Genomic DNA, 24056 nt, shown 5'->3' with positions numbered 1-24056 from the left:
GCCGCGAATTTACCCTGCACGGATGGCCCGGACCTGCGCTACGGATCAGAAGGTTAGGGGTTCGAGTCCCTTCGGGCGCACAAGATCATGAAGGGTCTGACCTGCGGAAACGCGGTTCAGACCCTTTGTGCTGTCTGGCCTACCTGGACGGTGGGTGTCACGTGGGTGCGATGTGGGTGCAGCCCCGGAGGCGGCGTTCTCGCGGGTTTGTCGGGACGTGACCTGCGGCTTTGCGGCCTGCTTGCGCTTCGGCTGGGTCGGAGCACCTGTTTTCGGTTTCGTCGGCGCTGGGGTGCCGGCTTTGGGGCCGCGATCCGGCCGGTTCTTGCGGGCGCTGGCTTTGATCTTCTTGCGGGTGCGGCGGGCGGCGTTGAGCACGAGTTGGGCGGTGGCGTCGGCGCAGCGGCGCTGGATCTGCGGCAGGACGCTGGTGTAGGTGTCGGCGGTGACCACGATGCTGGAGTGCCCGAGGAGGTCTTGGAGGGTTTTGAGGTCGGCGCCGGCTTCGTGGGCGAGGGACGCGGCGCCGTGGCGCAGGTCGTGCAGCCGTACTGGGGGCAACCCGGCCCGGCGGACGAGGATCCGGAACCGGGTAGTGGCGTAGTTCGGGTTGATCGGCTTGCCGTCTGAGCGGGTGAACATGTATCCGCTGTCGGTCCAGGGCGTGCCGTTTTCCGCCGCCTCCGCCTTGCGGTCTTGTTCGTGGCGGCGGTGCACGCGCAGGATCTGCACGCTGCGTTTGTCGAGGGCGATCGTCCGCCGTCCTGCCGGGGTCTTGGGTGCGCCTTCGACGATCTGGTAGCCGGCGGTGGTGCGGTTGCGTTCGATGGTCAGCGTGCGGCGGTCGAGATCGATGTCGGACCATCGCAGCCCGCACAGCTCACCGCGGCGCAGTCCGCGTAGGCCGGCGAGCCACCAGAGGGCGAACAGGGGATCGTCGTTGACGGCGCTGAGGAACTCGGCGAGTTGGTCGGCGGTCCAGACCGCCACCGGCGGGCGGGCGCCGGTCTGTTCCCAGGACGCGACGCGGGCGTCGGTCCACACTCTGGCGTGGGGTTGCTGGTAGCCGGTGATCTCGATGTGTCGGGCCGGGTTGCGGTCCAAGATTCCTTCCTTGACGGCGAGGTTGAGGGCGGCGCGCAGGGTGGTGCGCAGGTGGTGCATCGCCGAGGCGGACTGCGGACGGCCCTTGCTGTTTCTCGTCGCCGCGATCTTGGCGAACACGGTGCGCAGGAGTGGGGCGTCGAGGTCGCCCAGGCGGTAGCGGCCGAGTTGCGGGATGAGGACGGTGTCGACGTCGCGGGTGTAGTGGAAGCGGGTGGTGGGTCGGATGTTCGTGCGGTTGTCGAGCCAGTGCCGCAGCCATCGCTCGACCGTCCAGCCCTGTGCCGTCCGGTCCGCCTCGGTCGTGGTCAGCCATCCGTCGCGGGCATGGCGGGCGGCGGCCTGCGAGGGGTATCCGCCGCGACGGACCCGTTCTTTGCGGCCGATGAGGTTGGTCGCCGAGCAGTGGAAGTACCAGGTGCCATGGCCGCGTTCGCCCAGTCGTGGGCAGGACTGCTCCAATCGCCGCCGCTGGTCGTCGCGGCAGCCGCACCGTTTGAAGATCACACCTGTCGTCACCATGAGTGCGTCCTTTCGATGGACTCACCTGTTCCACCGACGTCGACCCACCTGCAGGTACGGGCAGGTTGACCGGCGCGCGCCACCTGCGCCTTCCGGCGGTCCACGCAGCAGTGGGGCGGTGGCCAACTCAGGGGCTGGGTGTGACTCTCGTCGAAGGCCGGGTAGCGCGTGCCGTGGGGCAGCGGCACCGCCAGAGACACGCTCCGGCGATCTTGAGTGCAGCTGTGGGTCAGCTGGTCAGGTCGCGGCGGTTGAATGCCGCTACTGCGATGGTCAGCAGGACCGCTGTGGTGGCGGTCAGGATGGTCAGGTCGGCCCATTGGAAGCCGTTACGCAGGGGTTCTCCGCCGATGTAGTAGTGGAATGGGGAGGTGTAGCGGAGGGCGTCGGCGCCGATCTGGCTGGCGAGGGTGCTGGCGGCGTAGGTGAGGACGGCGATGCCCGCGGTAGCGGCCAGCGCGGCGGGCCGGCTGCCGGTTGCCGCGCCGACGGTCATCGCGATTGTCCCGAAGACGGTGATCAGCAGGGCCAGGGCGAGACACTGGGCGGTGAACTGGCCGACGGTGATGCTGTCGAGTTGTGCGCCGGGCCGGATGGCCAGCATGGCCAGCAGGACCACCACCGCGATGAGCGTGGCGCCGGCGGCGAGCGCGGCGAAGCGGTGCAGGAGTAGCCGGGTGCGGCTGACCGGGTGGGCGAGGAGCAGATCGAGGTAGCCGGCTTCCTCGTCGCCGGCGATGGCGCGGGTGCCGGTGGCGATGGCGAAGATGACGGCGACCAGGGGCACGATGATGCCGAAAACGCTGGAACCGAGGTAGCCGGCCGCGGAGGAGAGGTCTTCCATCCGCAGCGCCTGCCGCAGCCCGGGGGAGAAGCCTTGGACGGTTTGTCCCATCGCGCCGTCGGCGACCTGGGGGTAGAAGCCGGCATACATGGCCCCGAGCAGGGCGGTGCCGGCGGTGAAACCGGCCAGGGGCCGCCGGCCGTCCCACAGCGTCTTGGTCAGCAGGTTAGGCATGCGTGGTCTCCTTGCTCGCAGGGTCGGCCTGGTAGTAGGTGAGGAACAGCTGTTCCAGGTCGGGTTCGGTGGCGCGGAGGCTCGCGACCCGCTGCCGGGCGAGTACGCGGATGAGCCCGTCGGGGCTTCCGGCGAGGCGGAACCTCGCGGTCGGGCCGTCGACGGTCAGGCCGGTCACCTCCGGCAGGGCGGCGAGTGCGGTTGCGTCGACCGGGTCGGCGAAGGTGACCTGGAACTCGTGCACGCTGCGGTCGCGGAGCCGAGCCACCGTGTCGAGTGCGACGAGCTGGCCGTCGCGGATGATGCCGACCCGGTCGGCGACCGCCTCGACCTCGCTCATGATGTGCGAGGACATGAACACGGTCTGCCCGTCGGCTTTAGCTACGCGGACCAGGTCGAGGAAGGTCTGCTGCACCAGGGGGTCCAGACCGGATGTCGGCTCGTCGAGGATCAACAGCTCGGGGTGGTGCATGAATGCCTGTACCAGGCCGATCTTCTGCCGGTTGCCCTTGGACAGGGTTTTGATCCGTGCGGTCAGATCTAGCTCCAACCGCCCGGCCAGCTCGCCGATGCGGGCCTTCGGTACGCCTCCGCGCAGGTCGGCCAGGAACGTCAGGCACTCACCGACGCGCTGCCGGGGGTTGACCACGAACTCGCCGGCGAGATACCCGATCCGCCGGTGCAGCGCCACCGCGTCGCGGCGCGGGTCGTGCCCGAACACCAACGCGCGTCCGCTGGTCGGTCGGATCAGGTCCAGCAGCACGCGGATGGTGGTCGACTTGCCGGCCCCGTTCGGGCCCAGGTAGCCGAACACCTCACCCTCGGCGACGGACAGGTCGAGGTCCCGCAGACCCCTGCGGCGGCCGTAGGTCTTGGTCAGCTTCTCCAGCTCGATCACATCAGCCATGGCTTGCAGAGTATCGAATGTTCAGAGATTTCTGAAGATTGCAAGATGTTAGGCTTCTGGTCGAACGAGCGCGGGAGGGTGCGGATGGCTTTGAGTGGTCCGGCGGAGAAGCTGGCACTGACCCTCGCCGAGGGCGGGTTGCAACGGATGACGGCGCGAGTGCTGGCGGCGTTGCTGTTCACCGAGCAGGAGACGATGACCGCCGGCGAGATCGCTGAGACCCTGGCCATCAGTTCCGGCAGCGTGTCCACCGCCATCAAGTCCCTCGGCACCGTCGGGTTGATCGAGCGGGTACCCGCTCCGGGCAGTCGCCGGGAGCACTTCCGGCTCCGTGATGGCGCGTGGGCGACCCTGATGTCCGGCCAGAACGCGATGATCGGAAGCATGCGAGAAGCCGCCGAAGAAGGCATCACGGTGGCCGGCGAGGGCAGCCTCGCCGGAGGCCGCCTTACCGAGATGCGCGACTTCTACGACTACCTCTGGCGCGAACTACCGGTATTAATCGAACGGTGGCGTAAGGGAGAGCGTGATCACTGAGACGTCTCGACGGCTCAGTGATCAGGTCGGTGTCAATGCCGGATCCCGGCCAGGACCATCAGGGCAGCAACGCTCTCCATCGGGTCGGGATGCGCACCGCGTAACGACGTACCAACGAAGGCCTTCACACATCACAGTGGATCGTGCACACTGCGTAGATGCTGGCAAAGGGGGATGCCGACAGTTCTCCATCAATCCGTCTAGTCACACCCGGTCAGGATGATCGGGAGGCCATCAAGGCGGCCATCCAGCTCGGTAATACCGCCCGGGCAACCCTCGGTCACATGCCGTTCTCGGCCTATGACGACGCGGCGGCCAAAGGCACCCTGCTCATGGCCTACGCCGACGACCACGTCGTGGGTTACGCCCTCTACGCACTGGCGCGTCGACGGGTACGGCTCAGCCACCTCTGCGTCGACCCAGATTGGCGCGGTAAGGGAATCGCCCGGCTCCTCGTCGAGCACATCAGCGATCTTCATCACGACCACCTCGGCATCGCCGCGCGCTGCCGGCGCGACTACCGACTCGGCGAGATGTGGATACGCCTCGGCTTCGCCCAGCGCGGAGAACGCCCGGGCCGCGGCAGTAGCAAAGAGCCGTTGGTCGACTGGTGGCGGGACCACGACCACCCCAACCTGCTCTCCACGGACGCCGACACCGTCCTGGTCCGCGCCGCGATCGACATGAACGTGGTGCGCGATCTGACCGAAGCCGGTCGCACCAACGCCGACGAGTCGCACGCCCTGCTCGCACCGCACATGGTCGGGCTCTTGGAGATCGTCCGCACCGCGGCGCTGAACACCGAGATCGACCGGCTGGACAGCGATCTTCGCGCCAAATGCACCGACCGGGTGCAGACGTTCCCCTCGGTGCGCTCCGATCCCGCCGCGCGTGCCCACATCATCGACGAACTGCAGCGACACACGCGCCCGCTGGATCCCGCAAACCCGAAAGACACACAGGACCTGCTGGACCTGCAGCACGTCGGCGACGCCATCGCCGCCGACCTGAACATCCTCGTCACCAACGACCAGAACCTCACCAGGATCTACGGCGAGGTCGCCGAGCGGCACGGCCTGCGCATCATGCGACCCGCCGACGTGGTCATCCACATCGACGAACTGGCGTACGCCGAGTCCTACCGGCCCGCCAGCCTCCTCGACACCGGCTACGTCGAGCGACGCCTGCGCAGCGGCGATAATCAGGCGATCGAAGCGCTGCGCAACCACCCCTCGGGGGAACGACCACGCCAACTCCAAGCCGCCTTGAACAAGCTCGCCGTCAGCGGCGCCCAACGGTTGGGCATCTTTCAACCCACGGGTGAACTCGTCGCCGCCTACGCCACCACCGAGTCGTCCGGCGTCCTGCGAGTGCCGCTACTGCGCGTGGCGAACCAGCCGCTCGCCGACACCCTCGCCCGGCAGTTGCTGTTCCGCCTAAGGCAGTCAGCACGAGTCGCAGCGCTCCCCATGATCCAGATAACTGATCCGCACATGTCACCCCAGGCGCGACTTGCTGCGGTCGACGACGGTTTCCAGGAAACCGACGGCACCCTCTACGGCTACGCCATCGCCGCAGTGGGTCTCGCCGCAGAGGTCGAACGGGCCGCGATCTCCGCTGCCAAGATAGCCGGACTACCCGCACCCGCACCGCTACGATCTGGTATGCCCGCCGTCGCCGTCGCCGAACTCGAACGCATCTGGTGGCCGGCCAAGATCGTCGACAGTGAGCTGCCGACCTACCTCATCCCCATCCAGCAGCCCTTCTCAAGCCAGTTGCTCGGCGTGCCCGCCAGCATCTTCCCCCGACACGACGCCCTAGGCATCAGCCGGGAACACGTCTACTACCGCAGCCCCGGCGGCACCAGGCCGCAGGCCCCCGCACGGCTGCTGTGGTACATGAGCAAGGGCGGCACCACTACCCAACAACCAGCGGCCATCATCGCCTGCTCGCAACTCGACGCCGTCGTCACCGCCCCACCGGACGACCTCTACGACCGGTTCCAGCACCTCGGCGTCTGGGACAGAAGCACCGTGCACCGAGCCGCCCGGAAAGGCCACGCCCAGGCTCTACGGTTCACCAACACCGAGATCTTCCCGCGGCCGATCTCCCGGCAGACGTTCCGCCGACTCGCCGCCACACACGGCGGCCCGGCCACCGCGCCACAACAACCCACGCGGATCACCGCCGCGCTGTTCGCCGCCCTCTACCAGGAAGGCCGAGCCCGATGAACCACCAGCGCACTCTGCTGCTCTCGCTTCGCCCCCGCTTTGCCACCGCCATCCTGGACGGCACCAAAAACGTCGAGATTCGACGACGCGCGGTCAACGCCGTCCCGGGCACACCGATCATCCTCTACGCCAGCTCCCCACAGATGGCCGTCGTCGGCACCGCCCGACTCGGCGCCACCACCATCTGCCCGCCGGACGACGGATGGCGACGATTTCACCAGCAGTTCGGCCTCAACCGCGACGAATACGACACCTACCTCGACGGCGCTGTGAACGCACACCTTCTGCACCTCACCGCCGTCAACCGCCTCAACGAGCCGCTACCGCTGCACCACCTACGCGAGCAGGCACCCTTCCGCCCTCCACAGAGCTTCCGCTACATTGCGGCAGGCGACCCCGCCGGCCTACGGGACCTCGTCACCACCTGAGCACACCGGTCGACGCATGCGTCCGCCCTACCCCCGGGGAAAGGCCAGCCGCTACTTGCCAGCGGCGACATCGACAGCGAGCGCGACAAGGGCCGTGACCGCCTGGAGCGCGCCAAAGCCCAACGCCCACAACGCGATCCGGGCTTCGAACGCCATCCGTCTGCCAGGCGTCTGGGTCACCACCGGCGACGCAACCTCCTGGACGGCTGCCGGCGTCGGAGGTGACGGCACAGCCGCGAACGACGGCGGAACGATGTGTATCCGGTGAAGCCAAGGATCCAGCCAACTTGCAGCGCCGAGATGGCGAACCCAGGCCACGATCTTCTGTCGCTTGTGCTTCGGGCAGCCCACGAGAACCTTGCCGTCCTTCATGCAGGGCTTGCGGGTGGTCTTGGTGAGGACGAGGCACTTGGCGTCGATCCTGAAGCCGAAGTAGTAGCAGATGTACAGCACGACTGCCGACGAGAAGAACAGAATGCAGACGACGTTCTCCCAGAACGTGGGCTGCGCGACGGGCTCCGGATTCGCTGCCACGAGAAGCACGACACTGCAATCTACAGCAGGCGATCAACTAGCCTCGGAACGTGAGCGTCTCACGCAGGCTCGTCGACCGCTGCCTTCCGGCACTCGCTACGCGCTCGCAGCGACGACCAGTAAGGGTCTTCGCGCCGGTGGTTACCAGCCGTGGTGGCGCTCCGTTGGTGCTCGGATGTTCGGAACCTGACCAGCACGCTCGGAACAGGACCAGCACAGCACGTCCCGCATGGCCAATCTCCGGTGGCGGAAGATTGGAACCCCGCTCCCGTCATCGCCCTGACCAGCAGACACGCGGTCGTCCGTTTCAGCATGTATAAGCACGTGGTGGCGGTGGCGTCGATCGACGCACTTGCACCGGTGGGCAAAGAGGTAGTTACCCTGAACGCGGTATCTGGCAGGGTCGCCAAGGCGTTGTTATTCCGGGCATGATGCTGCAGATTGGCCAGCGGCTGGTCGGTACCCGGCACAGTCGGGGCCATCGATAGGTCACGGCGAGGGAAGGCCGATATGGTTCACGCTGACGAGGTGAAGGTTGCGAACCGGGCCGAGGCGCTCTCGTGGGCCGCTGCCCCTGCAGGACCCCTTCCGGCGCCGCCGCTTGATACCCGGGCTCAGGTGCTGCCGATAGGTGACCTGCAGTGGGCTGACGCCGAGCGTCTGTTTGTCAGGCTGTTGGATACGGTCCAGCCGCTGCAGTTCGTCAAGCTTTTTGGCGTTCGAGGGCAGGCCCAAGCGGGGATCGATGCCTACGCCCGGCTCCCGATGGACCTGACTCCGGATGGGAATGGCGGTCGGGACTACATCGCCCTGCAGTCCCGCAGGGTTAGGTCGCTGACCCCCGCCAAGATTAGGAAGGCTGTCGATGACCTGTTGAAGGGTGAATGGGCCGATCGGACGGTGGCCTTCTACTTCGCCACATCATTCGATCTTCGGGACAAGAAGTTCGACACCACGATCCGGGAGCAGACCGAACGGTTGGCCGGGCTCAGGATTGCCTTCGTCCCGTGGGGTCTGCAGGAAGTCTCCACGCTTCTGAAGGACCAGCCGCTTCTGGTCGACGACTTCTTCGGGCGGGCATGGGTCGGACGCTTCTGCGGCCAGGAGACAGCCCAGGCCCTTACCGAAACCCTGACGCGCGCACTTTCTCCTGAGCCGTATGGCTTGGATCCAGCGGTCGCGGTGACACAGCGCCCTGTGGGCCAACGGGTTGCGGTACCACGCCGTGTCGGACTCGTGCCTGCCCTCGCGGCGTCATTTCAGCCGCGTGACGGGTTGCACGATGATGTCCGCCCCGGGGAGGCAGTTGTCCTAACGGGTCTGGGTGGCGTCGGTAAGACACAACTCGCCGCAGACTTCGTCCGCGCCTACGGCCCAGCCTCTGCCGTGATCGTCTGGGTGACCGCGTCGTCTCGGGACCAGGTACTGACGACCTACGCGGAGGCAGCTCGTGAGGTGCTTGGCCCGCAGGACAGTGTCGAACTAGCAGCCGAGCGGTTCCTTGCCCGGCTGGCAACCACGCAGGATGGATGGATTGTCGTTCTCGATGATCTGCAGACGACCGCCGACCTACGCGGTCTCTGGCCGCGAGGACCTGCCGGAAGAGTCGCCGTCACGACCAGACGTCGTGACGCCGCCCTTACCGGATCCCAGCGACGGATCGTCGACGTAGATGTCTTCAGCGCTGAACAGGCAGTCGACTACTTGCGTTCGGCACTCCAGCAACGCCATGCCCTTGCTGACGACATCGACGGCGTTGTCGACGACCTGCAAAGACTGCCGCTCGCACTTGCTCAGGCCGCAGCGTTCATGCTTGATCGGCAGCTACGGTGCAGCCAGTACCGGCACCGATTCGCGGACCGACGCAGGAGCCTGATCGAACTGCTCCCCGAACCGGACGCGCTACCCGACGAGCACCGTCACACGGTCGCAACCACTTGGTCGCTGTCAATGGACGTCGCAGATCGGCTTCCGCCGGCCGGTGTCGCCCGGCCGTTGATGGAGCTCCTCAGCGTTCTGGACTCCGACAGCATCCTGGCCGGCCTCGTGACCGGGCACGCTGCCCGCAATTGGCTTTCCTACGCGGTTCACTCGGATGCCGGGACTACTGGTGCCCTCACGTCGATCGACATCGACACACTTCAGGACGGACTGTTGACGCTGCACCGGCTGAGCCTGCTGCGCCACGACGGTGACATCGTCCGGGTCCATGCGCTCGTGCAGCGTGTCACCCGCGAGGAACTCGACGTCGACCGTCATTCGTCGGTGGTCTGGGCGGCGGCTGATCTGCTGCTTGAGTACTGGCTCAACGGCGGGCATGGTTCGGAACTCGCGCTGACGATGCGGGCCAACGTCGACGCGCTGCGGCGTCATGACCACGGCGAGCTCATCGGATCAGTCGTGCACCCGGTACTGACCCTGGCCGGCGTCCGTCAAGGCGAACGCGGAGATCCGCTGGGTGCCGCCGAGTACTTCGACGATCTGCTGGCCTCAGCGATGCAGCATCTGCCGCCCCATCCTCCGACAATCTTGGAGATCCGCGGTCTTGCCGCCCGATGGCGGGCAGCAGCCGGAGATCCCCTCAGCGCCATCGCGATCCACGAGGAACTCGTCGATGACTTCGAGCGCCACAAAGGACCCGACGACCCTGGCACCATCGTGGCTCGCGCCAACCTAGCCATCTGCCGAGCTAACGCCGGCGCCCTGGCCCGAGGCGTCCAAGAGATGAAGCAGATTCTGGTCGACTGCGAGCGGGTTTTCGGGCCGCGAAACATCCACACGCTCGACGCACGGGGGCACATTGCCGGAATGTACGGGAAGGTCGGGGAGTACGAGAAGGCCCGCGTGATGTTCGCCCAGCTGGCCGCCGACCTGCTCGAATTCTTCGGCCCGGACCACCGGGACACTCTCACTGCGCAGGGTTCGCACGCTCGCTGGATCATGGAATGCGGCAAACCGAGGGCGGCCATCCCACTTCTGCGACGTGTGCTCAGCGCTCGTTTGCAGAAGTTCGGCCCCGATGATCCCGACACACTTGCGACTCGAAGCAACCTCGCCCAAGCACTCCGAGCGGCCGGAGAGGTTCGGGAAGCGGCCGAAGAGCTTAATGCCGTGCGGGCTGACCATGTGCGTATAATGGGCTCGGACCATCCGCAAACATTAACCGCGCGAAATAACTATCTGCTCGGCGTGTCTCTCGAGATGGACGCGGACGAGGCGGCGAACGCCTGGATGGATCTCATCGATGAGAGTGAGCGCATTCTCGGCCAATATGCTCCCGAAACGTTAAACAGCATGCACAACTTCGGTGAGTGGCTCGCGTATGCCGGATACCCGGATGACGCCGTCGGGTGGCTGCAGAACACGCTCACCGGACGGACCATCGCCCTCGGCGCGGAACACCCACACACGAAGGCCACCCACGAGTTCCTCGACCAACTGCGAGGCGCGATAGGCGGACGTCCGGCCTGACTGTCGAGCCCTGAGACCCTGTTGCGCTGCGGCGTCATTCGGCAAGGTGGGCCGAATCTTTATGGGGAGGATTTGACGCATGCTCCGTTCCATGCTCGCCTACGGCCTTGATCTCGGTGGGCCTGGCGACTGGCGCCTCCAAGGCTTCAACCCGGGCGACCAGCTACGTACCGACTGGTACGACGAGCGGGACCCGCTCCACGACTTCCCGACCGCCGCCACCGCGCGCTTCGTCGGTGAGGTCAGGGATCGGCGCGAGCGGGATCTCGCCGAGGAGCAGCTGCCGTACATGGTCGAGGAGCAGCACCTCACCGTGGACCTGGACAGGTCCACCAGCCCTCGGTACGTGCTCGTGATCAACGACTCCGCCGCGGACCTGACCGACCCCGAGGAACCCGTCCCCGACGCCGCCGTCGACAGCGACTGGGACCGTTGTCCACAGGCGTGCCGAGTTATCCACAGGGTGTAATTGGTGGGCTGCGGACGCAACGTCTTGCGGGCACGGTGGTCGCATGTACTGCGTATATGAGTGGGACGAGCACCGCGGCTTGGTGACGGTGACCACGGCGGACGGGTCCGGCCTGCGCTGGTCCCAGGTAATGAGCTGGCCGGAGTGGCAGCTGGTCGTCGAGCGGGCGGCAACAGCGGGCAAGCTCGATCTGCTGGAGTTCCGCGCGCTGGCCCTGTAGGTCCTCGGCGAGCGGGACGCGCCAGCGCCGGGAGGCCGCCATGGTCGCAGATCCCCCGCTGGTCGCCGGGCCGCTCGTCGAAATAGCTAGCCACCCCCGGCGACGTTGAGGTCGGCGGTGAGCCCTTGACCAGGGGTGCGGAGGATCGCGCCAGGCCGATTTGGCTCCCCGCACGGGCACCCCAGATACCGGTGCTGCCGGCCACCCTGGTGTGGCCCGATCCTTCAGGCCGGATGCGGCGGGCATATCGGCCACCGGTCGGGCCAGCCGGGGGTACCCGCATTCCCGGGGGTGTGCCAGGCGGTCTCGTACCAGTCCTGGCTGAGCTGTCCGTGAGCGGGCGACCTGCCTCAGGGCGCTACAAGTTCCGGACCGAACGCCTCGTAGCCCACCGGCTGCGGGGAGCGAGCCACTCATCACCGCGTCGGTAGCACGGTGTTGTCCAGTGGTGCCCCGTATCGGGTGGGCACGCCATCGGTGTGTGCCTCCAGCGCAATCAGGCCGCAAGCTTCGAAGAACGCGACGGGTGCGCCGTCACCGTCCTGTGGCACCAGGACGAGGAAGTTGGCTCTCGCTTCGACAGCCGCTGCGGCGATGCCGCTGAGTAGCTGCCGGCCGATCCCGCGCCCACGGCGGCCACGGTCGATCACGATCGCCGAGACGTAGGTGTGCGGGGGCTCGACGCCTCGGTTGAGGAGGAGGTCACCATAGTCGATGGTTAGGTCAGCGTGGGCAACGCCGACCAGCGCCATCCCATCACGAGCGTCGGTGACTGCCACCAGCCAGCACCCGTGTAGTGAGTGACCGCCATCGAGTGCGAGCCAGCACTCACGGGCATGCGCGTGGAATTCCTCCGCTTCGAGGAGGTCGATCATGGCCGGGTAGTCGGCCGGGACGGCCGGTCGAACGGTGAACACAGTGGAAGCGTACGTAGTCGGGACTCCTCAGTTCCTACCGCGCCGAGCCAAGGTGGTCGGGCCACTCGCTCGCGCGTCGCACCCGAGGTGTGCGAGCGGCCCGGGCGTCGGTGGTTCCGCGTCAACCGCGGCGGAAGATCGCCGTCGGCGCCGCATGGGCCTCGCTCGGGTAGTTCACGCGACCGTGGAAGGTAGCGTCCCGTCCGCCGTCAGGACCGCTTCCGTGGCCTTCAGCACAGTCCCGAGGGTCGCCGCATGCGAGCGCCAGTGCCAGGTCCTAGAAGTCGCTTGGAGCCACTACGCTGGTCGTACGCCATTGGGTCATCATCGAGCACGACCCTGACATTTCCGCAGCTACAGCGCCTTCTGGCCTACAGTGTGTCTGCGGCGGGCGTCTGGTCGGGCCTTGGTGAGGGCAGGGCAATAATCGATGAACCAGGTCCTTTTGGATGACCTAGGTGATCGCTACCCCGCAACTTTTCGTAGGTCTGGCGCTCCGGCCAGTCGTCCCGGTACTCGTCGGCGGAGATCAGACCGAGGTGCACTGCTACTGGGCCGCCGTCGACGGTGAGTCCTCGATCTTCGCAGTACAACCGCTGGTTCTTCGGCAGGTGCTCCTGAGCCGCAGCGATCAGTCGTCGGAGCAGGCCGCGCTTCTGAAAGCCTTCGGCTGTCACCATGTCGTGCACGTACCCCGGACGCACCGGGAAATTGGGAGGGACGTCGAGGAAGAATGACAGGTGGCTGATGCAGTTGTCACCCCGATCGGATAGCCAAAGCAAACGCCTCGTCGCTCCCGTCAGCGTGACCTCGTGTATCACCCTGATCAGATCGTCGATCTCGTCCGGCTCGGGTAGCTCGGAGGTGCTCAGCCTGCTACTCATCAGGCGACAGAGGTATGCGGCGCGAACACTTCCTGACAGCGCCGACAGGACACCACAGCCAGCGGACGGAGATAGTCCGCCCCGGAAACGCCACGCGCACCATCGATCTCGTACGAGCCGCACGCGGGGCAGGGAAAGGGTGTGAAGGAGTGGTCACAACGAAGGCACGACCAGGTGTCGTCCTGGACCGGCACGGCTGCCGCCTGCTCGTGCGTCTCCTCGTCCTCGACTCCGAGCAGCCGCGTGCGCATCGTGTCGGCGCTGCCACAACTCGGGCAGTGCACCTCAGATTCGCTCACGCCGGCACGTCCTTCCTGGGGATGGGCTGATGATCAAGACTATCGGGTGTGTGGCCCCGCGTCGACGCATTCGTCTCTGTAGTCCTAACAGGACCGGTCTGATCTTCCTCCGGGCCCGCACCGATTAACCGGCTACCTCAACGCGGGGAACGCCACCAGCGCCGACCGGATGAACTCGACGTCCTCATCCGCGTCTTCCCCAACCTCCATGAGCGCCTCGTGCGCACCCAGCCGGTTGTCGTCCGCGAACGTCCAGTTGTTCTCAAAGTCGCCCGCCGCCCAGAACAGGACAGCCGCGTTGTACTTCACCATCGCCAACCCAGCGAACGTCAGCGGCTCGGGGTGCGGGTTGCCTTCCTGGAGCATGTCGACCAGTTTCGACTCCGCCTCCTGGCAGGCCGCCAACGCTGCCTCAAGATCGCCGGTGCAGATGTAGACCGCCGCTAGATTGTTCGCGGTACGCGCGGTGCCGTACTGCTCCTGCCAGTCGTCCACCTTGCGGCAGGCGTTCAGCACGATCTCGATGGACACAGCGCCAGGGAACGGCCCAGACCTCGACTCGACGTACGGCGGCCGGCCCTCGCCAGTCAGAAGGAACTCGCGGTGGCCGTTGATACCTTCGATGATGGGAGCTGGGCCAGTCATGGCTCAAGCCTATGGGCGATGCACGCCCACGATGTCATCGGCGGCCACGGCTGGCTGATCGACATGCTCACCGCGGAGACGCTTGCCCTTGACTTCACCGAGGCAACCCACCGGGAGGCGTCCAAGACCTCATGAACCTACCGGACGAAGGTTCTGTCGGCCGATCGATGACCTCCGCAAACATCCGGGCAGGCACAAGCCGACGGCAGGGCCCTGTCCGCTGACTGCAGGTCGCACTACCGTTGCGGGATGAGTTCCGGCGACGAGACCCTGCGTGAGCGAGCTGGCATGCCTGAGCTGGCTCCGTCGGCCGATACCGTCCGGGTACTTCGCGCGGCCGAGGTTGATCATCACCTCGCCCGAGTGCTTTCGTTCATCGAGAGCGAGTTGTGCGACCGATTGCGCAGTGATGTGGAGGACGACCCCGCTGTTGCTCTGGAGGACAGGATGGTGAGGCGTTACCGTCTGCTCAGCCGGATGTCGGCCCGCTATCGGCCCGATGCGGACGGCGGGGGTCTGAGGAGTTCTAACGCCGGACTCATGCTTGCTGTGCTACACCGTATGACCCGCCCTGTGCGGCTACGCCATTTGTGAACCGGTACCGACCGTAGGATGAGTTTCGGTGTTCCGAGACTCTGAGGATGGTGGATGGTGGGGTCGGCAGGCCAACGCGCATTCGACTCCGACGAGCAGGTGGCGGCCTCGCCGATCGGCAGCAGCCATAGGGTGGGGATGGCCGACTTGCCGTTGGGACCATGGGCGGGCGCGGTAGTGGAGGCGGTGGTTCGGAAGTCGGGACGAGTGTGGCACGCCGACCCGGACTGTTCGCAACGGCCAGCCCGCGTCGAGACCAGCTCCTACCGTCAACCCGACACGGGGAGTCTGCAGGACCTTGTCCTGCCGGAGAACCTTCATTGCAATCCTCCTGGCGAGTTGGGGGCCTACCGGCGAGCCGCCAACAGGTTGCTTGAGTACGACGCTGAGACCTGCGGCGCGGAGGATCGCCTCGCCGCGGGGGGCCTCAGCCTCGGGCTGCTGGACGAGCGGCTACAGCACGGCGACCACGATCTCGAAGCGGTGCTGGCGTCCGGTGAACTGGCGGCTGTCTGGGCGGTGGTACGGCAACGCAGGAACGGACTTCTCGTAGCGCTGCGAGACGCAGCCGATTCGGGATCCGAGCGGCTGGCCGTCATGGTGTTGGCGGACTGGGTGCGGAGTGGCCGTACCCGTCGGGAGCATCAGCCCCGTTACACAGAGTTTCTTGAACTCGCCGTAGAACGCCTTGAACGGCATCGACTCGCTCAAGGTGGCGCGGACCGCCAGATTGCGAACACGTGGCTACCGGACTGGCTGGTCGATGTCAGCACCGGGACAGCACCAGCCAACGCCACAGCCAGGCTGGTAGGCCAGGTCGTTGGCTCAGCCGACGTGCGAGCCAGCCACGATGTTCCGGCAGCCGTGACCAAAAAGGTCTGGACGAGCGTCGGTCGTGCCTGGGAATCCCTGCTCACAAAGCTGGCCGGGGAATACCCAGGAGACATCGTTGCCGTCTTCCACTAATTCGGCGGGGCCTCGGACCTATGGCGAGTGCTTCCACACGTGTCGATCGAGGTGGGAGAGTTGGACTGGGTAGTCGCTCGGGTTCCCGCCGCGATGCGACCGATACTGCGAGAACTCGACCGTGGTTTCGTCGGGATGGAGCTTGCGAACCAAGGGACGGAGTTGTTCGACACGGCCCGCTGCGAACTGCTCCTCCGCAACCTGCTTGTTGCGGCGGGCTTGGGGAGGGGGGCAGGCCAGGTGATCGGGGGCGGTCGCAGCGTAGAACGGCCCGACCCGGGAGCGGAGGAGGACGAGGATCTACCGGCGACGGTGGAGTGGTGGCAAGTCGGCTTCGGGTCTGAGCTGGATGGTGGTGAGCCGCGGCGTAAGCAGTTCCAGCCTGCCGTCGAGGCTGCCCTTGAGGACAGGGCATTCATTCCTCCTGAGCTTCCGCGACCCAAACTGAGCAGGAGACGGTAAGGCAGGAGCCGTGACAAATACCGCAGCCGGCCGCTACGTATGAGCGTGTGGCGGTGCCGATCGCGCTGGCGGTCCCGGCAATCACAGACCCTGGACCAGCAGGTTCGCGCTCCTGCTGGAGCCGGCTACGACTGTCACGGCCCTTCGAGGAAGCCGAAGCCCTCGGCCATGCGCCGCAGGGCATCGGTGATGAGGTCGTCGACCTGCGTTGGCGGTACCGGCGCGGAGGTGACGGCGATCGACATCCGGGGGAGCGAGTCTCGGGTGGGCTCGCCGAGGGTGGTCAGGTCGATCAGTTCCTGCAGGTCACGGGGGCGGTCGTTGGTCGGTGTGTTGGCCTGCTCGGCTTGTAGGTGGAGTTCCGTGACGGTTGGTCCGGCGGGGAGTTGGTCCTGCGGGTTCGCGGTCACGGCGAGCGGGAGGTGATGGTGCGCTGTGGTCCAGGCCGCGGTGTAGAAGCGGTGTAGGTCTTGGAGACCCAGCCGGGTGAACCCATCGGTCGGCGCGTCGCCTGAAGTTGGCAAGGCGGTGACGTCGATCCGTAGGTCGACGAGAGCCACGATGGTGGGCTGTAGGCCGTCGGGTAGCTGGAACCGTGCCCACAGCCCGAGGGCGGTGCGTCCGGACTCGCCGTTGAAGCGAAGACGGTAGTTGGCAAAGCGCCCGTCGTTGTAACCGTCGTCGTCCGGGGTGCGCTCCCAGCTCCCAGGGTCGGTGGACAGGCCCATGCGCCGGGCCATCGCTGTCGCGAGCGCGGGAAGCGGACCGGCAGCCAGGGCAGCAAGCAGACGCTTACGGCCTGCTCCGTCGATAGCACGCTCGGCATGCTGCCATAGCATTCGCACCGCGCACCGCAGCCGTAGGTCCATACGGTCGCCGGTGGAGGCCCACCGGCCCAGCTCGCGCGTCTCGAAGCTGAAGCGCAGCTGCGGTTGCCAGCGCCAGAGCCCGTCGTCGCCGCGCACCAGTTCGCCCGGCCCCCACTGGCCTCCGTCGAGGACGATGTTGCGAGAAGCTGCGTCGATGAACGGAGCCGACGCGGACCGGACCGGGTAGCCAACGTCGGTGAGCTGCCCCGGGCTCGACGCCCGCAGCCCGTCCCAGATGGTCGCGTCCATCGCGACCGGGTCGTGTCTTGCCTGGGCGCAGATCACCGCCTCGGGCTGACCGGGGCCGCCTTCAAAGTGCTGTACCCAGCCGGGGCCGTCGTCGTAGACCTCACTGGTGGGATTGCCGAGAACCTGCTGGCCGCCGGCTGCCTGGTAGGCCGCACGGAACGCCCGCTGATTGCCCGGCGGCCCCTGGCCGACCTGAATGGTGGGCAAGCGGAGGGCATCATCGATGCGATCCAAGGTGCTGAAGGTCTTCGCGAGCACGTCCGCTGACGAGATGAGATGGGAGAAGCCCTGCCGCACCTCGGGGTAGGCATCGAGGTACATCGACAGTGAGTTGCCGTCCCACAGGGCGATGTCCTCGAGGCCGAGCCGATCGGCGTACCCGCGCAGCACCGTGTTCACACGGTCGATGCCGCCCGTGGAAGGCACGCTCGACAGCCGCACGTTCGTGGCAATGATCAAATATTCCGGTCGCCGACCCGCGATCACGCGCTGGCGACCCGGGTCGAGCCATGCGTCGAGCTCAGATGCGACCTGCTGGCGGAGCCACTCGGCGTCCTTGACACCGATCCCGCTACGGCGATACTTCGCCTGCAGCACGCCGTACCCGCTCCACGGACCGCTCGCTCCGGTGTAGGCGAGTGGGCCCTCGAAAGTGGCCTCGCGCCCTCCGTCCGGGCCGTCCCCGAACGCCTGGATACCGACTCCGAGGACATGGAAAGCCAGCGCGCGGCACATCGCCTCGAAGGGACGCTCGCCCAGCCGGTTCAACTCGTGCATCACCAGACCATCATGGACTCAAGCGTTCGAGGGGTCACAACACCCCACGTCCGAACGCGCCAGCGGAGATGTCGCCGGTTCCGGCCGTCAGGCAGGCCCGACGCGGCGCCTGTTTATGCGCCAGTGCTGGGTGCCTTCGGCAATAGATCTCCTGGGCCACGATAGCGCAGACGGATGCCAGTGTCAGTGCGGCGCCGGCGGGCGCGCAGGACGCCTTGCCGTTCGTGATCGAGGAAAATGGTTGCTTCGCCGAGGAGGTCGAAGCCTGTAGACCAAATGTTGATCTTTCCTGGGGTGGCGTCGGTAATCCGCAGCCATGTGTCTGGCTCGGGGGCTGCCCCGTACCAGGTGACTTCCTGCACGTCCTTGGTCTGCTGACTCCAGCGGCGGGCGCCGCGTGTTCGCGAGGGATTGACGAATGCTTCCCATGCTGACCGTGACTCGGGTGTTGGCCAATCCGGGTTGAGAGCGTGCTCTGGGTCGAGGTTATCGATCCACCGGCGCATGCCGTCCGTCGAATCGAACGTGGCTTCGGTGCTCGTGACCGCCGATATGGCTGCGAGACGGTGGTCGAAGCCCGTGCGGATGAGGATCGAGGCGGCCTGGTTGAAGGTTCCCGTCTCGATCGTGGCCACCGCCGAGCCCGACAAGATGTCGGCATCGGCGTTACTCTGGGCCGCTTCGTACACCTTGGCGGCCTCCATTCCCCAGACCAACCGGTAGATGACGTCGTCCTCGATGAACTGGGCCACCTCGACACGGTCGCCGCGAACCTCGCTCAGGGCCGATCCGCGTACCCAGTGCCGTAGTACGTCGTCCCAGTTGGCGAGATTCGTCTTCGGCTCGAAGACCTCGATCGCGAATACGGTGTCGGCGATCAGCACGATCAGGTCAGCGGCTGTTGCATGATCTTTTTCGAGGATGGCGGTTTCGGTCCGGCCCGCGAGGGCGATGATGCGACCGGATACCTGGGAGAGTTCGGAACCGCCCTCTGCCCCCAATCCCGCCAAGAACCATCCGCGGCGCTGGGACGGTGTGGCTGTCCGCCATAGGTGCCTGGTCCGGCTGTAGACGAGCTCACGCACGGCTGCCGTGGTGGGGTTCTCGTTGCGGCGGAGTTGGCGGTCCCATAATGAGTCGCGGAGTGCGTCGGCGACGATCTGGGTCGCGGCGTCGGCGATAACGTCCTGGTCGCCGTCCCCGACGATGCTGAGGATTCCGATGTCGAGAAGTTTGAGGTCTTCTCGCCAGCTTGCGGCTGCGGTCTCCTGCATGTCAGCGGTCTCGTTCGTCACTACGGGCAGAGCCCAGTCGGGGCCGCCGGTGAGGTATTCGAGTAAAGGCTCAACCGCGGTTAGCCCTTGCGAGCGGTACATCCTGCTCAGCAGGGCGCGACCGATTGTGATCAGTCCTGACTGGAGATCCTTTTCGCCGTCCCCTTGCGTCAGTCGGAACCACTCACGGCGGCGTCCCGGTGTCGGAGCGAAGATCGGGTAGAGGACGAGTCCTTCCGTATCGACGAACGCGCGGCCGGCGCGGCCGATCACGTTCGCGAACTCGGAGCTTCTGATCAGATCCTGGCCGCGGTGTAGCCCGTGAAAGAGCACTGCGGAGGCGGACAGGTTGAGTCCTTGGGCGAGAGTGGGCGAGGCGATGGTGACCTTCAGGATGCCGCGCTGCAAGAGACGTTCGATCTCGCGGCGGAAGGGGCCGGGCAACGCGCCGTGGTGAACGGCCACGCCGAGCTCAAGACACTTCAGGATGGGGTGGTCGCCGCCGAACCACTCGGCGCCCACGGCTAGCGCATCGCTCAGGTCGACGTCGGGCGGCAGCATGGACCTCACGAGGCCCCGTGCGTGAAGATCGACGATCGCGCGGGCGTAGGGCTCGACGGATTTACGCAGGGGACAGAAGACCAGGACGGTCTGCCCTTCCTCGACCAGCCGCCACCCGGTGGCGATGACGTGTTCACGCTGGTCGCTCGGGAACATCTTCCTGCGCCGCCCGCTTGGCTTTTTCTCCTCGAAGTAGTGTTCGATGAACGGCTGCTCCGTGCCGAGAGTGATGGACAGCCGTGCATGGTCTCTGCGCCACTCGACAAGGCCGAAGCGCTGCTGCGTTGGGCGCCACAACTCGTGGTGCAGACCGTCCGCCTCGTCGTCGGTGATCCACGCAACGAAGTCGTCCAGCTCGGGCCCGGAGGGAAATACGGCCGATAGGCAGAGAATGCGACGTTCTGAGGCGTCTGGGCGGCGCAGCAGCCGTTGGATCTGGGCTTCGTAGCGGACCTCACGCTCGGAGGCCCCAATCATGTGCCCCTCGTCCAACACGACCAGGCCGATGTCGTCGAGCAAGGATGGGTCCGATCGAAGGGCGAAGTCTAGCTTCTCGGGGGTCGCCACGACGATCTCGCTGGAGCGCAGGGTGTCCTCGTCGACGTCGCTGGTTCCCATGCTCCCGTAGAGAGACGAGACCCGGATGCCCAGCGGAGTAAACGTCCGGGCGAGGATTTGCTCAGTTTGCGCGGAGAGCGCTCGCAGCGGGGTGACGTAGACCGTACGCCGCTGTTGCGCGAGACACGCCAAGATCGACAGCTCCGCGATGCGGGTCTTGCCCGCGCTGGTCGGCAGCGAGACGACGAGATCCCGTACGTCCTGGAAGAGCCGGTCGACGACGTGCAGTTGCGAGGGCCATAAGTCGATCTCTGCGCGCTCCCGTGCCAGCAACGACGCAACGAAGGTCCGACGCAGATACCGCCACCGCTCGACACGGTCAGCAGCCCCAGGCGGCGGATCGCTCGGAATGTTCGTCTCTAGGCTGGTATCGAACAGGCCACCCATTAGATGCCGGGTGAGCCGGTAAACCCACCATGGCCCGGGGGCGCTCACGTCCGAGGACGCCTGCTCACCGTCTCGTAACTCGGCGAGAGCATTCTCCAGCAGGGCTCGGTTGCCGATCTCGATCGCGAAGAGCCCGGCCGCGACTGCCGACAGGTAGTTCTCGCTCAGTAGGAGGACAACGGGGCCGATCTGCTCGGGTGGTGTCTCGTCATCCACCTCGCTACCCACCGGGTTCAGAGCTGCCAGCAACGCCCCGTCGGAAACTTGATCCGACGATCGCAGTGACAGCGTCCGCCGCTCGATGGAGCCCAGGTTGCGCATGAGCAGGTCCGCCAGCGTCTCCTCCATCTGAGTCAGCCGTTCCGACTGCCGGCTCTTCTGGATCAGCGAGAACGCTCGCGCGGCGAAGCCACCAAGGTGACTGGCCGCGCCAGCAACAAGACCATGAAACGCTAGATCTGCCCCAGAGGCCGCGTTCCGGATCGCTGCTTCCAGGGCATAGGAACTCTGGCGGAATCCCTGCTGCGCGAGGGCAACCTGCTCGGGCGAGTCGTTCTGCGCGATCTCCAGCAGCTCAAGGCTGGTCGATAGCAGCGCGTACCCGTAGTTGAGAAGGTCGGCGTCCAGAAAGGAACTGAAGTTCGGTGCATCCGGGGGCAGGATGCCGTCACGGCGGATCATCGACTGGGCCTGGCCTTGAGCCAAAAGCCGGTTACGGAAGCCGGCATCGGTGGCCGAGGTCAGGATTTCTACCAGTTCCTGCGCCTCACGAGCCACCGGCGGACACCTTCTCGTAGGCTTCCCGGATGAACTGCTGGTGGCCCTGAACCCGGAACGTAATCGTCAGCTGCGACACGGAACCCCGGTAGGATTCGAGGTCCGCCGTCACGTACTCGCCCGGGTTGTTGCTCGTGAAGAGGAACATCAGATGATCGACGTCCTCGGGGCGGACGCCCTCGCCCAACTGCAACGCGAGCACAGCGTCCCCGACGTCGCTGTCGGCCGTGGACAGTAGCCGTTCGGCAAACTGGGCGAGAGACTGCGGTGACGGCAACTCTCCGTTGCGCGACAAACCGTCGCGCGCCTCGGCGACTGTGTCCTTATACAGCCTGGCGCGGCTCTTGGCCTCCGCCTTGATGATGCGTAGCTTGCCGTCAGAACCGAACTTGGCTCCGAGCGCGTCGTCACCCCTCATGGCCCATTCCTGGTGGTCTCGGTCGATGAGCCGGCTCGGCCCGACCACGCACCCTCGCTCCTCGTGAAGGTAGGCCGTCGCAAGGATCTCGCCCATGTCGCCGGATCGGGCGCTGGCCGAGGTAGGAAGTTTCTTGCGAAGGAACTCTGCGACGGCGTTCTTGCCCAAGCGCTCGGCGATGCGCGCGAGCGAGCCGGACTTGGCGTACGTGTCGGGTAGACCGGCTGCGATCGTGGTGACACCCGTGGCGTCGTCGTGGGACTCGATGAGGCCGGCAAGGTGGCCGCCGGTTGGTACCGGTGCACTAACCGTGCACCATCGCCGAAAATCCGACATGTCTCGACGTTCACGCATCCTGTCCGTCTCCAAGCTTCAGGGGACAGACTGTATCGAGCCGACGGGGCGCCGTGTCCCCTTGTGGCTGTACGTATTGCGACTGCCCTGGCATGCGCCTCCCACAGCGGGCCGCACAGGCGATCGCGGCCGGTCGGCGTACCCAACGATGTGGCCAGCCGGGCACCCGCCCGGCCCGCAAGCGCGAAGCCCGATCGCCGTGAGCATCCGCCGGACCCTTGCTTACACGTAACCAGCGGCGCCTTGATCGCCGCGTTCCGCGACCCGGCCGCCTGACGACTCGGCGTCTCTGCAGACCAGATTTCGCATGCCTAAAGATGTAGCGACGGTAACTCTGAGTGACAATGTGCTGCGGGTGATAGCGAGCCGGCGATGCTCCTGGGTGCTCCGTGGGTGCTCGGACGTCGGGGAACTGACGCGGACGTTCCGGGACCCAGCGGGATTCCCGGCCTCGACGGACCCTTGGTCAGTCATAGATGGGCTTCGATCAAATACCAGACCTGGCGGGATGTGGCGGGATTGACGCGGACAGGGCCGGACGCAGCCGTACTCCATCGCTCTGCGTAAGGGCATCGGACTACGGATCAGAAGGTTAGGGGTTCGAGTCCCTTCGGGCGCACAAGATCATGAGGGGTCTGACCTGCCGTAACGGCCGTCAGGCCCCTCATTGCATCTGTCCCTTGTGGTCGGTTGGGTGCTCGGTGGGTGCTCGTGCGACGAGCGTCCCTCGCGTCCGGTCCCGTCCGGTGGGCGGCGGTGGCGTCCTCGGGAGCCCGCTCGACCACCACCTCCCCATCGACATTTATCGACCCCGTCGATAGGGTCTTCGGTAGGAAAGTTTCGCCGTACGGGAGGTGGGCATGCCCCGACGAAAGCGCGCGATTGCCGCCGCGTTGGCCATCGGAGCGACAACGATCGCCCTGGGCGCCACGCCGGCCCAGGCCGACCCGGTGGTGCCACGGCACGCCATCGTGATCTGCCAGAGCGCCAGCTTCTACGCCAACTACGACTCCGCCGGCGGTCCGACCGGCCTGAAGCGCACCCTGGCCTACGGCAACAAGATCGGCCACACGCCGGGGGCGCACCCGGTCTACAACGGGTGGGCGGCTTCCTTCGACTTCGGCCCCAACGACTGGGGCTACCTGCGCGCCGAGTGCATCGGTGGGTACGACTCGTGGTGAGCCGACGTAGCACCCGGGTGGCCGCCGGCCTGCTGGTCGCAGTCGTCGCCGCGACACTCGCCATGCCGACCCCGGCGCAGGCCGCCAACGGCACGATCGGGGAGCGGGAAACGGTGTGCGCGAGTGACCTGTTCGTCCGCACTCAGCCCGTCGGCGCCTGGATGGGCACCCTCTATCAGGGTCAGACGTTCCTGGTCGAGGGTCCCCGCAGCGGCGGCTACGTCTACGGGTTTGCCTACGGTCACATCAACCGGCGCGGCTGGGTGCAGGACGGCTGGTTCTGCTGACCGTACCTGCTGACGGGTCAGGGGTGTCCTGATCGGGCCGTGAGCGATCACCGTCACTGGCGATGCCTTCCGGTTCGGACTACCCCTCATCGCGGG

At 66.2% G+C, this 24056-nt stretch carries 20 protein-coding genes; 9 read left to right on the top strand and 11 right to left on the bottom strand.

Features of this window, described 5'->3' with window-relative positions; translation table 11 throughout:
• Positions 1-45: 45 nt before the first annotated feature.
• The 3 genes from ACLQ2W_RS00245 to ACLQ2W_RS00235 all read right to left on the bottom strand — a co-directional run bounded on the left by ACLQ2W_RS00245 (position 46) and on the right by ACLQ2W_RS00235 (position 3551).
• Positions 46-1545: a tyrosine-type recombinase/integrase gene (locus ACLQ2W_RS00245; RefSeq protein WP_425785974.1), complete on the bottom strand. Its 1500-nt coding sequence runs from the start codon at positions 1543-1545 to the stop codon at positions 46-48.
• Between the two features lie 310 nt (positions 1546-1855).
• A complete protein-coding gene (locus tag ACLQ2W_RS00240) occupies positions 1856-2644 on the bottom strand; it encodes an ABC transporter permease subunit (RefSeq protein WP_425784733.1) in 789 nt (262 codons plus the stop codon).
• Positions 2637-3551 carry an ABC transporter ATP-binding protein gene (locus ACLQ2W_RS00235; RefSeq protein ID WP_425784732.1) on the bottom strand — a complete coding sequence of 305 codons (915 nt, stop codon included), beginning with the start codon at positions 3549-3551 and terminating at the stop codon, positions 2637-2639. Before ACLQ2W_RS00235 ends, ACLQ2W_RS00240 begins: the two co-directional genes overlap by 8 nt.
• Before the next feature lie 45 nt (positions 3552-3596).
• Between ACLQ2W_RS00235 and ACLQ2W_RS00230 the strand changes: the two genes are divergently transcribed.
• The 3 genes from ACLQ2W_RS00230 (at position 3597) to ACLQ2W_RS00220 (ending at position 6747) form a co-directional block, all read left to right on the top strand.
• The gene (locus tag ACLQ2W_RS00230; RefSeq protein WP_425784731.1) at positions 3597-4088 is read left to right on the top strand and encodes a GbsR/MarR family transcriptional regulator; all 492 of its coding nucleotides are present in this window, start codon (positions 3597-3599) and stop codon (positions 4086-4088) included.
• Between the two features lie 158 nt (positions 4089-4246).
• Positions 4247-6319 carry a GNAT family N-acetyltransferase gene (locus ACLQ2W_RS00225; RefSeq protein ID WP_425784730.1) on the top strand — a complete coding sequence of 691 codons (2073 nt, stop codon included), beginning with the start codon at positions 4247-4249 and terminating at the stop codon, positions 6317-6319.
• Positions 6316-6747 (top strand): hypothetical protein, encoded by a 432-nt coding sequence (locus ACLQ2W_RS00220; RefSeq protein WP_425784729.1) that lies wholly within the window; start codon positions 6316-6318, stop codon positions 6745-6747. The genes ACLQ2W_RS00225 and ACLQ2W_RS00220 overlap by 4 nt, the downstream gene beginning before the upstream one ends.
• 51 nt (positions 6748-6798) lie before the next feature.
• Here ACLQ2W_RS00220 and ACLQ2W_RS00215 read toward each other — a convergent pair whose 3' ends face one another.
• Positions 6799-7290, bottom strand: a complete 492-nt coding sequence (locus ACLQ2W_RS00215) for a hypothetical protein (RefSeq protein WP_425784728.1) — start codon at positions 7288-7290, stop codon at positions 6799-6801.
• 519 nt (positions 7291-7809) lie between these two features.
• On the opposite strand from ACLQ2W_RS00215, the gene ACLQ2W_RS00210 reads away from it, so the two are divergent.
• The 3 genes from ACLQ2W_RS00210 (at position 7810) to ACLQ2W_RS00200 (ending at position 11441) form a co-directional block, all read left to right on the top strand.
• Entirely contained in the window at positions 7810-10752 is a 2943-nt protein-coding gene (locus ACLQ2W_RS00210; RefSeq protein ID WP_425784727.1) for a tetratricopeptide repeat protein, read from the top strand.
• A 79-nt stretch (positions 10753-10831) separates the two neighbouring features.
• The gene (locus ACLQ2W_RS00205) at positions 10832-11221 is read left to right on the top strand and encodes a hypothetical protein (RefSeq protein ID WP_425784726.1); all 390 of its coding nucleotides are present in this window, start codon (positions 10832-10834) and stop codon (positions 11219-11221) included.
• A 43-nt stretch (positions 11222-11264) separates the two neighbouring features.
• Positions 11265-11441: a hypothetical protein gene (locus ACLQ2W_RS00200; RefSeq protein WP_425784725.1), complete on the top strand. Its 177-nt coding sequence runs from the start codon at positions 11265-11267 to the stop codon at positions 11439-11441.
• A gap of 416 nt (positions 11442-11857) precedes the next feature.
• Here ACLQ2W_RS00200 and ACLQ2W_RS00195 read toward each other — a convergent pair whose 3' ends face one another.
• The 4 genes from ACLQ2W_RS00195 to ACLQ2W_RS00180 form a co-directional block, all read right to left on the bottom strand.
• Positions 11858-12358 (bottom strand): GNAT family N-acetyltransferase, encoded by a 501-nt coding sequence (locus tag ACLQ2W_RS00195; RefSeq protein WP_425784724.1) that lies wholly within the window; start codon positions 12356-12358, stop codon positions 11858-11860.
• Between the two features lie 371 nt (positions 12359-12729).
• Positions 12730-13242, bottom strand: coding sequence for a hypothetical protein (locus ACLQ2W_RS00190; protein ID WP_425784723.1), 513 nt, complete (start codon positions 13240-13242; stop codon positions 12730-12732).
• On the bottom strand, positions 13242-13541 hold the full coding sequence (locus ACLQ2W_RS00185; protein WP_425784722.1) for a hypothetical protein: 300 nt from the start codon (positions 13539-13541) through the stop codon (positions 13242-13244). Before ACLQ2W_RS00185 ends, ACLQ2W_RS00190 begins: the two co-directional genes overlap by 1 nt.
• Before the next feature lie 132 nt (positions 13542-13673).
• Complete coding sequence (locus ACLQ2W_RS00180; RefSeq protein ID WP_425784721.1) at positions 13674-14072, bottom strand: tetratricopeptide repeat protein; 399 nt, start codon at positions 14070-14072, stop codon at positions 13674-13676.
• A 762-nt stretch (positions 14073-14834) separates the two neighbouring features.
• On the opposite strand from ACLQ2W_RS00180, the gene ACLQ2W_RS00175 reads away from it, so the two are divergent.
• Positions 14835-15746, top strand: coding sequence for a hypothetical protein (locus ACLQ2W_RS00175; RefSeq protein WP_425784720.1), 912 nt, complete (start codon positions 14835-14837; stop codon positions 15744-15746).
• Between the two features lie 596 nt (positions 15747-16342).
• Here ACLQ2W_RS00175 and ACLQ2W_RS00170 read toward each other — a convergent pair.
• The 3 genes from ACLQ2W_RS00170 to ACLQ2W_RS00160 all read right to left on the bottom strand — a co-directional run bounded on the left by ACLQ2W_RS00170 (position 16343) and on the right by ACLQ2W_RS00160 (position 22474).
• Positions 16343-18106: a hypothetical protein gene (locus tag ACLQ2W_RS00170; protein ID WP_425784719.1), complete on the bottom strand. Its 1764-nt coding sequence runs from the start codon at positions 18104-18106 to the stop codon at positions 16343-16345.
• Positions 18107-18216: 110 nt separating this feature from the next.
• Positions 18217-21720: a DEAD/DEAH box helicase gene (locus tag ACLQ2W_RS00165; protein WP_425784718.1), complete on the bottom strand. Its 3504-nt coding sequence runs from the start codon at positions 21718-21720 to the stop codon at positions 18217-18219.
• Positions 21710-22474, bottom strand: a complete 765-nt coding sequence (locus ACLQ2W_RS00160) for a hypothetical protein (RefSeq protein WP_425784717.1) — start codon at positions 22472-22474, stop codon at positions 21710-21712. The genes ACLQ2W_RS00165 and ACLQ2W_RS00160 overlap by 11 nt, the downstream gene beginning before the upstream one ends.
• A gap of 878 nt (positions 22475-23352) precedes the next feature.
• Between ACLQ2W_RS00160 and ACLQ2W_RS00155 the strand changes: the two genes are divergently transcribed.
• Both ACLQ2W_RS00155 and ACLQ2W_RS00150 read left to right on the top strand, forming a co-directional pair.
• Positions 23353-23673 (top strand): hypothetical protein, encoded by a 321-nt coding sequence (locus tag ACLQ2W_RS00155; protein ID WP_425784716.1) that lies wholly within the window; start codon positions 23353-23355, stop codon positions 23671-23673.
• Positions 23670-23960, top strand: coding sequence for a hypothetical protein (locus tag ACLQ2W_RS00150; RefSeq protein ID WP_425784715.1), 291 nt, complete (start codon positions 23670-23672; stop codon positions 23958-23960). Before ACLQ2W_RS00155 ends, ACLQ2W_RS00150 begins: the two co-directional genes overlap by 4 nt.
• Positions 23961-24056: the final 96 nt, after the last annotated feature.

Origin of the sequence: Micromonospora sp. DT227 (assembly GCF_049841835.1) — a bacterium.
GTDB lineage: Bacteria > Actinomycetota > Actinomycetes > Mycobacteriales > Micromonosporaceae > Micromonospora.
The sequence above is the reverse complement of the archived record's forward strand: the minus strand, read 5'-3'. Positions and strand labels throughout refer to the sequence as shown.